Origin of the sequence: Pelagibacterium lentulum, from assembly GCF_003992625.1 — a bacterium.
GTDB classification, from domain to species: Bacteria; Pseudomonadota; Alphaproteobacteria; order Rhizobiales; family Devosiaceae; genus Pelagibacterium; species Pelagibacterium lentulum.
In genome coordinates, this window is sequence record NZ_RZMW01000008.1 from 229,938 (window position 1) to 242,163 (window position 12,226).

The 12,226-nt window shown below is 54.7% G+C and carries 12 protein-coding genes; 10 read left to right on the forward strand and 2 right to left on the reverse strand.

Annotated elements, in window-relative coordinates; all coding sequences use genetic code 11:
• The first annotated feature begins 121 nt into the window (after positions 1–121).
• From EO133_RS02875 to EO133_RS02905, 7 genes are all read left to right on the forward strand, one after another.
• Positions 122–754 carry a recombinase family protein gene (locus EO133_RS02875; protein ID WP_127071156.1) on the forward strand — a complete coding sequence of 211 codons (633 nt, stop codon included), beginning with the start codon at positions 122–124 and terminating at the stop codon, positions 752–754.
• An 86-nt stretch (positions 755–840) separates the two neighbouring features.
• Positions 841–1,125 (forward strand): hypothetical protein, encoded by a 285-nt coding sequence (locus tag EO133_RS02880; protein ID WP_206513452.1) that lies wholly within the window; start codon positions 841–843, stop codon positions 1,123–1,125.
• Between the two features lie 29 nt (positions 1,126–1,154).
• Positions 1,155–1,517, forward strand: a complete 363-nt coding sequence (locus EO133_RS20785; RefSeq protein ID WP_428372625.1) for a DUF805 domain-containing protein — start codon at positions 1,155–1,157, stop codon at positions 1,515–1,517.
• Between the two features lie 376 nt (positions 1,518–1,893).
• Positions 1,894–2,922 carry a TerC family protein gene (locus EO133_RS02890; protein WP_127071157.1) on the forward strand — a complete coding sequence of 343 codons (1,029 nt, stop codon included), beginning with the start codon at positions 1,894–1,896 and terminating at the stop codon, positions 2,920–2,922.
• Between the two features lie 100 nt (positions 2,923–3,022).
• Entirely contained in the window at positions 3,023–4,219 is a 1,197-nt protein-coding gene (locus tag EO133_RS02895; RefSeq protein ID WP_127071158.1) for an MFS transporter, read from the forward strand.
• A gap of 14 nt (positions 4,220–4,233) precedes the next feature.
• Positions 4,234–4,671: an SRPBCC family protein gene (locus tag EO133_RS02900; protein ID WP_127071159.1), complete on the forward strand. Its 438-nt coding sequence runs from the start codon at positions 4,234–4,236 to the stop codon at positions 4,669–4,671.
• A 77-nt stretch (positions 4,672–4,748) separates the two neighbouring features.
• Positions 4,749–5,132 (forward strand): ArsR/SmtB family transcription factor, encoded by a 384-nt coding sequence (locus EO133_RS02905; protein WP_164734854.1) that lies wholly within the window; start codon positions 4,749–4,751, stop codon positions 5,130–5,132.
• Between the two features lie 4 nt (positions 5,133–5,136).
• Here EO133_RS02905 and cysN read toward each other — a convergent pair whose 3' ends face one another.
• Complete coding sequence (gene cysN / locus EO133_RS02910; protein WP_127071161.1) at positions 5,137–7,026, reverse strand: sulfate adenylyltransferase subunit CysN; 1,890 nt, start codon at positions 7,024–7,026, stop codon at positions 5,137–5,139.
• A gap of 2 nt (positions 7,027–7,028) precedes the next feature.
• Positions 7,029–7,943, reverse strand: a complete 915-nt coding sequence (cysD, locus tag EO133_RS02915; protein WP_127071162.1) for a sulfate adenylyltransferase subunit CysD — start codon at positions 7,941–7,943, stop codon at positions 7,029–7,031.
• 198 nt (positions 7,944–8,141) lie between these two features.
• Here cysD and EO133_RS02920 point away from each other — a divergent pair, with 198 nt between their 5' ends.
• The 3 genes from EO133_RS02920 (at position 8,142) to cls (ending at position 12,215) form a co-directional block, all read left to right on the forward strand.
• On the forward strand, positions 8,142–9,554 hold the full coding sequence (locus EO133_RS02920; protein ID WP_127071163.1) for a cryptochrome/photolyase family protein: 1,413 nt from the start codon (positions 8,142–8,144) through the stop codon (positions 9,552–9,554).
• Positions 9,555–9,713: 159 nt separating this feature from the next.
• Positions 9,714–10,760 (forward strand): cysteine synthase A, encoded by a 1,047-nt coding sequence (locus tag EO133_RS02925; RefSeq protein WP_127071164.1) that lies wholly within the window; start codon positions 9,714–9,716, stop codon positions 10,758–10,760.
• Positions 10,761–10,775: 15 nt separating this feature from the next.
• Positions 10,776–12,215, forward strand: a complete 1,440-nt coding sequence (gene cls / locus EO133_RS02930; RefSeq protein ID WP_127071165.1) for a cardiolipin synthase — start codon at positions 10,776–10,778, stop codon at positions 12,213–12,215.
• Positions 12,216–12,226 lie beyond the last annotated feature (11 nt).

Below are 12,226 nucleotides of genomic sequence, written 5' to 3' on the forward strand. Positions count from 1 at the left end.
GTTAGGGTATAGCCCTGCGTACAGCGCCCCTTGAGTCCACAAGGGTGACCGTAAGGGTTGACGTGACTCTGCGTACATGTATTTATATGGACACTACCCATGTGAACATACTGAGGACGCCGTGAAAACCATTCTCTATGCCCGCGTATCGACCACCGATCAAACCCTAGACCATCAGAAGACCCAAGCGGAACAAGCTGGGTTTGTCATTGACGATGTGGTTTCCGATCACGGTGTTTCTGGCGTCTCCACAAGGCTCAGGGAAAGACCAGAAGGCAAACGCCTGTTCGACATGCTTAGGACTGGCGATACTCTTGTGGTGCGCTGGGTGGACCGGCTGGGACGCGATTATGCGGACGTGACCAAAACGATCAGAGAGTTCATGGAACGCGGGGTGATCGTTAGAACGGTCATCAACAACATGACATTTGATGGTGCCACCAAAGACCCCGTTCAGATGGCCGTGAGGGACGCGCTAATCGGCTTTATGGCCGCAACGGCACAAGCCAACCATGAAGCCACCAAGGCCAGCCAGCGAGCGGGAATAGACGCCGCCAAAGCGGACAAGAAAAAGTATCTCGGACGCAAACCAAGCTATGACCGCAAGGCGCTTGATGCCGTGCTATCGATGATTGAAGTGGGCACGAACGGCACCAGTGAAATTGCCAAGGCCACGGGGCTTACCCGGCAGACTGTCATCCGCATCAAGCAAGACCCTGCCAAGGCAAACACGATATTGAGCGCGTGGGAGTGAGACAGGGTGCATCTATTGGTTTTTCCACTAGCCAGCAACCGAACTTCAGGTAAAATTGATTCGTCGACTCGCTGTGGGGGCAATAGATGCAGATTTTTTTTGGTATTGCATACTTGGTTGTGGGGCTGGTCCAGCTATTCGCTATTATGGATGGAATTTCAGCGATCACTTCCATTACTGGTTTTTTCGCGTTCATGATTGCGCTGTTTGTTACGTACATTCCGCTTTTGGGCGCTGGATTGGGAGTCTATGGCGCAATTACGGTCTGGGACTGGCCACTGTTGCAAGCGTCTCTTCTTTTCTTCTGGTATGTGCCGGTGTTTTTGATTTTGGCTATAGCTGATGGCATTTTTAGCCGGAGAACATATTGAGCCTTCCTGCTACAGAGAAATGGTTTTCTTTGTCTGCTAGGCGAAACCGAAAAAGTTTCATCCTAGCGTTGGTTATATTGAACGGAATATTACTAGCAGTAGGCGCCGGGATCGGTTTTTTCGGCGCGCCGAGCCGTGTCGCAGTTGTAATTTTTTGGTTTTTCTTTGTCCCTTACTTCATTTGTAGTTACTTTTTGACAGCTCAGCGATTGCGGGACTTTGGACTAACGGGATGGTTGGCTCTGCTATGGGTAGTTATTGGTGTCCTCGATGATGGGGTACGTGCATTTGCAACGTTGGCGTTTGCCCTAGTCCTTTGCTCGATACCGGGAACCCAAGGTTATAACCGCTATGGACCGGACCCTTTGGAGCGGTACAGCGATAACGAGTAGGTCAATAATGGTCCACAGACTGGAAAGCAAAAGTTCAACCGCTGTGTAACTGGATCGCGGTAACGCAATGTCAGCTTGACACAGAGGTACACCGAAGCTACCCCTTGAGGTACACGCAACGTGTAAACATGATTTGGGGAGCGGTCCCTACCCTTTTGTAATTAAAGGGCTTTTACCGCCTTCGGCTCAAAATCCGGTTTTTCCAGCAGACCGGCCCGGGGAGCCATTTTACTTCAATTTACGTATCGGCACTTTTATTGCCGCCTCGATAGGCGTATATCTGCTCGCGCAGTTGCCGGGCCCCTCTGGCGGATGGCCCTTGAGCCTTTCGTGATGTCGGAGCTGCTCCAGTCTATGAAATGGAGATGGTCCGGCGATGGAAGATTTCGCGCAATTTTTCGCGTCCCCGATTCTGGGGACACCAGCCTGGTTCTGGCTTGCCTTTATCACAATCGTTACTGCCGTTCTGGTCTTTGATCTCGGCTTCCTGCACCGGGAACAAAAAGAAATAAGCGCGCGCGAAAGCTTCATCCTTTATGGATGCTATGTGGCGCTGGCGCTTTGTTTCGGTGGCTGGGTGTGGGCCGTGCGCGGCCCTGAGGCCGGTCTTGAATTTTTTACCGGCTACGTCATCGAGCAGAGTCTTGCGATGGACAACATCTTTGTCATTGCAACAATCTTTACGTTCCTCGGCGTGCCGCGCGTCTATCAGCATCGCGTGCTGTTCTGGGGCATTATCGGGGTCTTGTTCTTCAGAGCTTTGTTGATTGGTGCCGGGGTCGCGCTCGTCAATAGCTTCGAGCCGATACTTTATGTCTTCGGCGCGTTTCTCGTTTTTACCGGTGTTAAAATGTTCTCCAAGGTCGAGCAACATAACGACATCGAGAACAACAAAATTCTGAAATTTCTGCGCAAGCATTTCAGAATCACACCGCGATTTCACGGCACCAAGTTTCTCGTCGAGCAGCCCCATCCGCAAACCGGCAAGCTGGTCCTTTTTCTGACCCCGCTTGCCGTAGCGTTGATTATGGTCGAAATCGTCGATGTTATTTTTGCGGTCGACAGTGTGCCTGCGATCTTTGCGATCACGCAGGACCCTTTCATCGTTTACACCTCAAATGTCTTTGCCGTTCTCGGCTTGAGGGCGCTGTTTTTTGCGCTCTCGGCGGCCCTTGCGCGCTTTCGCTATCTCCAGACCGCGCTCGCGATCATTCTCGTCCTTGTGGGAGTCAAAATTTTCCTTGTTCCACTCGACGTGCATATCGATACCGGCCTTTCTCTGGTTGTCACACTCTCGATACTTGCCACGGGCGTGCTCTATTCGCTTTGGAATACACGCCATGAAGTCATCGACAATGAACCGCCACAGACGGACGACATAAAAGCAGACGCTCACAAGACCTGATCTACGAGGCACGGCAGCGCTTGACGCGATGATGCGTCAGGATTAGGACCTAAAATATTAGTCGGCGGAATAGCGCGACGATATTTCGGGAAGTTTTCTGATGTCCATCAGCGCTCAAGCCGCGCCGGCTCCAGCGGTTCGCAACAAATCACTTTGGGTCCTGTTTGCCGTCAGTTTTGCGCATCTGCTCAACGATCTCAAGCAAGCGATCCTGCCGGCCGTCTATCCGCTGTTGCGGGATCTTTATGCTCTCGATTTCACCCAGATTGGGTTGATTACGCTCGTCAACCAGTTGACCGCATCGCTGCTGCAGCCTTTGGTGGGCATGTATACCGACAAGTACCCCAAACCCTATTCGCTGCCGATTGCGATGTGCTTTACGCTGTTCGGTCTGCTGACGCTGGCCAACGCCGACAGTTTTCCAGGCCTTTTGCTCGCTGCCGGGCTGATCGGCATAGGTTCTGCAATTTTCCATCCCGAAGCCTCGCGTGTCGCTCGCCTTGCCTCGGGTGGCAAGTTGGGATTCGCGCAATCGCTGTTTCAGGTTGGCGGCAATATCGGCACCGCCATCGGGCCGCTCATGGCGGCGTTCATCATCATTCCTCGCGGCCAATCCAGTGTGTCCTGGTATGCGCTTGTGGCCTTGACAGCCATATTTGTGCTCTGGGCCGTAGGGCGCTGGTATTCCGACCATAATCGCCAGTCCAAACCTGCACCGGTGACAAAGCGCGATCCGTCGATCTCGCGTACTCGTCTGACGTTCATTTTTATCGTCATTGGCATGCTGGTGATGTCGAAGAACGTCTATCTGGCGTCGATGACGAGCTTTTATGCGTTTTTTCTGATCGACCGGTTCGCACTCGATGCCAGCCAGGCCCAACTCGGCCTGTTTGTGTTTCTTGCCGCTGCTGCGGCAGGAACATTCATTGGTGGCCCGGTCGGGGACAGGATCGGCCGGCTCAAGGTTATCTGGGTGTCGATCCTGGGGCCCTTGCCCTTCGCTCTGGCCCTGCCCTACGCCAATCTCGAACTGGCGCTCGTGCTCACCGCAATCGTTGGGTTTGTCATGGCGTCGGCATTTTCGGCAATTCTCGTTTATGCGCAGGAACTTGTTCCCGGCAAGGTCGGGCTCGTGGCGGGCCTCATGTTCGGGTTCGCATTCGGCATGGCGGCCATTGGGGCGGCGTTGATGGGGATCATTGCGGATAAAACCAGTATCGTGTTTGTCTTCCAGCTCTGTTCATTTCTGCCTGCTGTTGGTTTATTGACGATATTTCTGCCGAAAACAAACGCCTGACCAGGAGCAAAGCGATGAGCGATCATGCGGAAACCAGCATCAGTCTCACGCGCGTGATCGATGCACCCGTCGAAATGCTGTTCGCTGCCTGGACCGATCCGGCGCTGCTCGAGCAATGGCAGGCCGAAACAGTGTCCTTTGAGCCATTTGAGGGCGGAGCGTTCCGCTTCGAGACGGCAGATGAGGACGAGCCCGGTCGCGTTCATGTGGTCAACGGGACTGTTCTCAAATTTGAGACTGACAGGTTGCTGGTAGAGCGATGGTCGTATTCAGAAGACGACGGCACGACCGACGATTCCGTTCTGACTGTGACATTTCGTGCTATCGATGACGAGCGAACTGAAATCACGCTGATTGAAGATGCGCCGGCGCATGCTGATCCGGAATCGCGCATCTTCTCGATAGAGGCATGGGACGCAGCGCTGAACGAACTTGCCGAATTGTTGGAATAGCCGACTTTCCACAGGATTACCGGGATCAACTGTCGCAAGCGCTTGCCAATTCCCCAAGCCCATATAATGGCTGGCTTATGGATATTTTCTTTGTCATTGCCGATCCCACCCGGCGCAAAATGCTGGAAATGATGCGCGCGGGCGAACTGCCCGCAGGGGCATTTGTTGCGGAATTTCGGTCTATCAGCCAGCCTGCGATCTCCCAGCATCTCAAGGTTTTGCGGGACGCGGGCTTGGTATCTGTAAGAGCAGACCGCCAAAAGCGCTTTTACAGTATCAAACTCGATGAACTCCGCGCCGTCGGGAACTGGGTTGAGGGTTTTCACCCAGGCCCGCCGACAAAGGCACAGCCACCGGAACTCGTGCCTTCTGAAGGACAGGCAGCGAAAGCCAAGCCCAAGCCACGCCCGGCAAAGCAGAAAATTGACGATGCGCCCCTAACGCTGGACCTTTTCGGCTAATCGCTCAGCCGAAAAGCTTCTCATAGAGTTGCACTGTCATTTCCTCGGGGGACTTATCTGCGCCATGGAGAATGATGTCGGCACGCTGGGGTACCTCAAACGGTGAATCGATACCGGTAAAGTTCTTGATCTCACCCTTGCGGGCACGCGCGTAAAGCCCTTTGGGATCGCGGGCTTCGCAGACCTCGAGCGGGGTATCGACATATGCCTCGATAAACTCGACATCGCCAGCGATTTCCCGCGCCAGACGCCGCTCGTTCATAAATGGCGAAATAAACGAAACCAAAACGATCAGGCCGGCATCGGCCATCAGTTTGGCCACCTCGGCAACCCGGCGAATGTTTTCAACACGCGCAGCATCGGTAAAGCCAAGATCCTTATTTAGCCCATGCCGGACATTGTCGCCGTCAAGAATATAGGCGTGCTTGCCTTCGGCCGTCAGGCGTTTTTCAAGCAGGTTGGCTACCGTGGACTTGCCCGAACCCGAAAGTCCGGTGAACCAGACAATGCGCGGCGTCTGCCCCTTCATCTGCGCTCGCACGTCGCGATTGACGTCGAAAGACTGATAAGTGAGGTTGTGTGCCCGGCGCAAACCAAAGCTCACTGTTCCAGCGCCAAGTGTTATATTGCTGATGCGATCAATCAGAATGAACCCGCCCGTCAGCCCGTTCTGGCTATAGGGATCAAAGGCGATGGGTTTATCAGTCGCAAGCGTAACCGTGCCGACCTCATTGAGTTCAAGGCTTTTGGCTGCGCTCTTTTCCAGCGTGTTTACATTGGTTCTGTGTTTGAGATCGGTCAGCGTGGCCGGCACCATCTGACTGCCGATCTTCAAGAGATATGAACGTCCCGGATAGGCTGGCTCATCAGCCATCCAGACAAGCTCCGCCTGAAACTGGTTGGAAAATTCCGGCGTCTGGCCCGGCTGGCTCAGAACATCGCCGCGAGAGATATCGACTTCCCGGTCCAGCACGAGCGTTACCGCTTGTCCAGCAACTGCGACGTCGAGATCGCCATCCATCGTAACAATCCGCTTGAGCTTTGCAGGCTTGCGCGAAGCGGCAACGAGCACTTCGTCCCCCGGACGCACGGTGCCGGAAGCGATCGTGCCGGAAAAGCCGCGGAAATCGAGATTGGGCCGATTGACCCATTGCACCGGAAAGCGGAAAGCCGCTTCTGATGTGTCGCGCTCGACCGAGATGGTCTCAAGATAGGGTAAAAGTGGCTGTCCGCCATACCAGGGCGTGCGCTCGCTGGGCGCTACAATGTTATCGCCGCGCAGCGCCGAAACCGGAATGGCGGCGAAGCTCTCAAAGCCCAACCCATCGGCGAAAGCGCGATATTCAGCCTCGATCTTTTCAAAGATTTCGGCGCTGTAATCCACAAGGTCGATCTTGTTGACCACCAGCACGACGTGCTTGACGCCCAGAAGCGACAGAATAAAGCTGTGACGGCGTGTTTGGGTCAAAATGCCCTTGCGCGCGTCGATGAGCAAAAGTGCCAGGTCCGCGTTTGAGGCGCCGGTCGCCATATTGCGGGTATATTGCTCATGGCCCGGCGTATCGGCTACGATGAACTTGCGCTTGTCGGTTGAAAAAAAGCGATAGGCCACATCGATTGTGATGCCCTGTTCGCGTTCGGCGACAAGCCCATCGACCAGAAGGGAAAAATCGATCCCCTCATCGCCCACATGCCGATTATGGCTGTCCTTCTTGAGACTGGCCAACTGATCGTCAAGGATAAGCTGGCTGTCATAAAGCAAGCGCCCGATCAGGGTGGACTTGCCATCGTCCACGCTACCGCAGGTCAGAAAACGCAACAGGGATTTATCGGTCTGCTGGCCGAGCCAGAGGTCGATCTCGGTATCTGGGGTCAGTTCTGCCAAGCTGCTCATGATCAGAAGTACCCCTCTTGTTTTTTCTTTTCCATCGAACCGGCCTGATCGGAATCGATAAGCCGCCCTTCCCGTTCGGAGGTTCGAGAGGCCTGCATTTCCATTATGATCTCAGGCAAGGTGCCTGCATTGGACCGGATCGCCCCGGTTAGCGGATAACAGCCGAGGGTTCTGAACCGCACAATTTCCTCTCGCGGGGCTTCTCCTGCCTCGAGTGGCAACCTGTCGTCATCGACCATGATCAAGGTGCCGGAACGCTCGACCACGGGCCGTGGTTTGGCAAAATAGAGCGGCACGATCGGAATCTGCTCGGAATAGATGTAGGTCCAGATATCGAGTTCGGTCCAGTTCGAGAGCGGGAATACGCGCATCGACTCGCCCGGATTGATCCGCGTATTGAATGTCCGCCAAAGCTCGGGCCGCTGGTTCTTGGGATCCCACGCATGGTTGGCATTGCGATGGGAGAATACACGCTCCTTGGCGCGGCTTTTCTCTTCATCGCGACGGGCGCCGCCAATTGCGGCATCGTATTGCCCCGCATTAAGCGCCTGACGCAGCGCCTGGGTCTTCATCACGTCGGTATATCGTGCAGAGCCGTGCTCGAACGGATTGATATTGGCAGCCAGGCCCTCAGGATTGGTATGCACCCGCAATTCGAACCCGTATTCCTCTGCCATCCGGTCCCGGAATCCGATCATCTCGGCAAATTTCCAGGTCGTGTCGATATGGAGCAAGGGGAATGGAATGCGAGATGGATAAAAAGCCTTGCGTGCCAGATGCAGCAGGACCGATGAATCCTTGCCGATCGAATACATCATGACCGGGCGCTCGAAACTGGCCGCAACCTCACGGAAAATTTCGATACTCTCGGCTTCCAGACGAGACAGATGCGTGAGCGCGGGAGCAGCTTTTGACATTCGGTATCCTGAACCTTTGTTTCAACCGAGGGAAATACGCCCTCAAATCGATTGAAACAAGGCATCGCACTGGCCCGAACCTTTGATCTGATGCGCCTGTTTTCGCGTTAGAGAAATATGGTGCCTGCCCGTTGCGCCAGATTCCTTTTGCGCGGGACGGCGTGTGAACGATACGCATAAACAAAAGAAAAGTTTTTCATGTCCCATTCTGGCTTGGTCTGGTTTCGCGACGATCTGAGAACCTCCGACAATCCAGCGCTATGGGCTGCATTGGAAAAGTGCGATGATGTTCGAGCGATCTACATCATCGAGGCCGACGCCAATCTGAGGCCAATGGGTGGCGCCGCTCTTGCGTGGCTCAAGGAAAGCCTGAAACTACTGAGCAAGGACCTTGCCAGACTTGGTGTGGCGCTTGATGTTTTCAATGGTGAAAGCGCCGAAGCGGTCGCGGCATACACGCAAGAGCACTCTGTCGAAGCCGTATTCTGGAACCGGCGCTATGGCCCGGCTGAACGCGATCATGACGCTGCCATCAAGAAAAGCCTGAGCGGTCTGGGCGTTGCAGTAAGCAGCTTCAACGCCAGCCTGCTGATGGAGCCGTGGGAGATCAAGACCAAATCCGGAACGTCGTTTTCGGTCTTCACTCCATTCTGGAAGAATTTGCGCGGCCAGAACATTGCCTTCCCGATCAATCCGCCTAAGGGGCATGGCCGCATCAAAGCTGAAGATATTGAACTGGAGCCACATCCTGACTGGGCTGACAGGCTGCTCGGAAACTGGAAGATCGGGGAAACTGCTGCACACGATAAGCTTGCCGGCTTCCTCGAACAGGGCTTGCGGACCTATCAAAAGAAGCGGGACTTGCCTTCGGAGGACGGCACATCGGGCCTTTCTCCACATTTGCGCTTTGGCGAAATTGGACCGCGGCAGATCTGGCATGCCGTTCAGCACATTATCGAAGCCAAGCACAGCCTTGCTGATGAAGGACAGAAGTTTCTGTCTGAACTGGCTTGGCGGGATTTTTCTTACCACCTGCTCTATCACCGCGACGACATTGCGGCAAAGCCGATGCAGGCAAGGTTTTCCGAAATTGAATGGCGCAATGCCCCGAAAAGCCTTGAAGCCTGGCAAAAGGGGCAAACAGGCATTCCCATCATCGATGCCGGAATGCGGCAACTTTGGGCCACCGGCTGGATGCACAATCGGGTACGCATGCTCACCGCGTCATTATTGAGCCAGAATCTGCTGATCGACTGGCGCAAAGGCGAAGCATGGTTCTGGGATACGCTGGTAGATGCCGACCCAGCCAACAATCCAGCAAGCTGGCAATGGGTTGCAGGCTGCGGCGCTGACGCCGCGCCATATTTCCGCATATTCAACCCAGTAACCCAAGGACAAAAATTTGATCCCGATGGCGCATATGTCCGGCGCTGGGTGCCAGAACTTCAGAAACTGGACGCAAAATATATTCACAATCCTTGGGATGCACGCGACGACGTGCTCGAAAAGGCGGGCATAAATCTTGGCAAAAGCTACCCAAAACCGATTGTGGACCTCAAATCCAGCCGCGAACGGGCGCTCGAAGCGCTCGGCACACGCACCAGGGCGTAGCCGGGCAAGCCATTCCATCGAAACTGCATTTTGCGCGACCGCTTTGCGCCCCTTCTACGGAATGGGAAAAGCCATGTCGAATGAGCGTGTTATCGCTTGTCCCGCCCGGACGCCGACACTACCATTTGTTCTCCCGCAACAATTCAAGTGCCAGAGAACATGTCCCGTCATCACGATATCACTTCCGCAATTGGCAATACGCCACTGATCCGGCTCAATGCTGTATCGGAAGCAACAGGGTGCGAAATCTGGGGGAAAGCCGAGTTCCTCAATCCGGGACAATCGGTCAAGGATCGCGCAGCGCTTTACATTATCCGGGACGCCATTGCACGGGGGCAACTCCGAGCGGGCGGCACCATCGTTGAGGGCACTGCGGGCAACACCGGCATCGGCCTTGCTCTTGTGGGCAACGCCTTGGGTTTCAAGACCGTGATCGTTATCCCTGAAACCCAAAGCCAGGAAAAAAAAGACGCGATCAGGCTGGCCGGCGCCGAACTTCTTGAGGTACCAGCCAAGCCCTACAAGAATCCAAACAATTACGTGAAAGTGTCAGGAAGGCTGGCCGAAAAGCTGGCGGGCGAATTGCCGAACGGCGCCGTTTGGGCCAACCAGTTCGATAATGTTGCCAACCGCCAAGCGCATATAGAAACGACCGGCCCCGAAATTTTCGAGCAGACCGATGGTAAGGTTGATGGCTTTATTTGCGCGGTGGGTTCTGGTGGTACGCTGGGCGGCGTTGCACAGGCCCTCAAAGAACGAAACAAGGATATACAGATAGGTTTGGCCGATCCTGAAGGCGCCGCTCTTTACAACTATTATGCTCACGGTGAACTTAAGTCCTCTGGCACTTCCATCACTGAAGGTATTGGCCAGGGCCGCATCACGGCAAATCTCGCCGATCTGAGCGTGGATCATGCCTATCAGATTTCAGACGCCGAGGCCTTTCCGTACATTTACGACCTGATTGAGAAGGAAGGTCTGTGCCTTGGCGGCTCGTCGGCTATAAATATAGCGGGCGCCGTTCGACTTGCACGGGAACTCGGGCCGGGCAAAACCATTGTTACCGTGTTGTGTGACTATGGAAACCGCTATCAGTCCAAGTTGTTCAATCCTGAATTTCTCCGGGCGCGCGACCTACCGGTGCCGAAATGGTTGGAAGCGGCTCCCAGTGTTGTTATCAATGGCGTACTTGAGCCGGATCAATAATTTGAAGTCTTTGTAGTGGATGTAAGCCGCGCATTTTTGGACAATTTCAGCGTCATTGCGACGCTTTATATTGCAAACTACCTGCTGGCATTCGTTTGCGCTGCCCGTGAGATCATGAACTCGCGCACCTCGCAAGGCTCGATTGCGTGGCTCATCTCTCTCGCTGTCCTGCCCTTTCCAACGACTTTCATCTATCTGGTCTTCGGGTGGAAGCTGTTTGACGATTACGCCGAGGCCCAGACCCATTCGGGCCGCGCCTGGCGCATGGCCCATTCCGAAGATATCCGGATCGTGGACCATGCCACCGGCAATGATTGGCCGGTCCTTACACGGGTCGCCGAGCTTCCCTTTTTGTACGGAAACGCTGCAACCTTGCTTATCGATGGCGAGGAAACATTCGCATCGATCATTGATGGCATTTCACGCGCGCAGGATTATGTGCTTGCCCAATTCTACATTATTCGCGACGATGCACTCGGCCAAAGGTTTGCCGACGCGTTGATTGAACGCGCGCAAGCCGGGGTGCAAGTGTGTCTGCTCTATGACGATGCAGGCAGTCATGCCTTGCCTCGCAGCTACAAGAACCGGCTGCGGGACAATGGCGTTTTGATTTACTCTTTCAACCACAGACACCGCCTTCTGCGCCTTTATGGCCTGACCCGCATCAATTATCGCAACCATCGTAAGAACGTCGTGATCGATGGACGCGAAGCTTGGGTCGGTGGCCTCAATGTCGGCGACGAATATATGGGACTTTCAGAAAAATTCGGGCGCTGGCGCGACACCCATGTAAAAGTGGAGGGCCCTGCAGCGCTCGCGTGTTCGCTCATGTTCCGCGAGGATTGGCACTGGGCGACGGGCGAGGACTTGCCTGCGGCCTATCCAACCGACATTCCTACGCCTGGAGACAACCCTGTTCTTGTGATGCCGACCGGCCCGGCCGACAAGCTGGAAGACTGCGCCATAGCCTTTACGGAGGTGATTTCGCGCGCACGTAAACGGCTGTGGATCGTAAGCCCCTATTTCGTTCCGGGTATCGAGGTGCAGACCGCCTTGTTTGCCGCATCGCTCCGCGGCGTGGACGTTCGTATTCTACTTCCTGAAAAGGCCGACCACACCATTGTCTGGCTGGCCAGCTATGCCCACGCCGATCAAATGGTTTCACACGGGATCAAGGTCTATCGCTACGAAGGCGGCTTTCTGCATCAGAAAGTTATCCTGTGCGATGACGAAATCGCAGGGATCGGAACGGTCAATTTCGACTATCGCTCGTTCAACATCAATTTCGAGGTCACGCTCTGGTTTACGGGCGCAGAAATAATTTCGCACGTAGAAAAGATGCTAGAGATCGATTTTGAAGCGTCGCGGCTGACGACCACGAAAAATCTGGCACGCCGCAGTTTTCCGTTCCGTCTGGCCTGTCAGGGAGCCCGACTGCTTTCCCCCGTTCTGTGAGCGATTGGCAA

Excerpts from the sequence above, each read along its gene's own strand:
- EO133_RS02880 (WP_206513452.1), top strand. The coding sequence starts at position 841 with ATGCAGATTTTTTTTGGTATTGCATACTTGGTTGTGGGGCTGGTCCAG.
- EO133_RS02890 (WP_127071157.1), top strand. The coding sequence starts at position 1,894 with ATGGAAGATTTCGCGCAATTTTTCGCGTCCCCGATTCTGGGGACACCA.
- EO133_RS02895 (WP_127071158.1), top strand. The coding sequence starts at position 3,023 with ATGTCCATCAGCGCTCAAGCCGCGCCGGCTCCAGCGGTTCGCAACAAA.
- EO133_RS02900 (WP_127071159.1), top strand. The coding sequence starts at position 4,234 with ATGAGCGATCATGCGGAAACCAGCATCAGTCTCACGCGCGTGATCGAT.
- EO133_RS02905 (WP_164734854.1), top strand. The coding sequence starts at position 4,749 with ATGGATATTTTCTTTGTCATTGCCGATCCCACCCGGCGCAAAATGCTG.
- cysN (WP_127071161.1), bottom strand. The coding sequence starts at position 7,026 with ATGAGCAGCTTGGCAGAACTGACCCCAGATACCGAGATCGACCTCTGG.
- cysD (WP_127071162.1), bottom strand. The coding sequence starts at position 7,943 with ATGTCAAAAGCTGCTCCCGCGCTCACGCATCTGTCTCGTCTGGAAGCC.
- EO133_RS02920 (WP_127071163.1), top strand. The coding sequence starts at position 8,142 with ATGTCCCATTCTGGCTTGGTCTGGTTTCGCGACGATCTGAGAACCTCC.
- EO133_RS02925 (WP_127071164.1), top strand. The coding sequence starts at position 9,714 with ATGTCCCGTCATCACGATATCACTTCCGCAATTGGCAATACGCCACTG.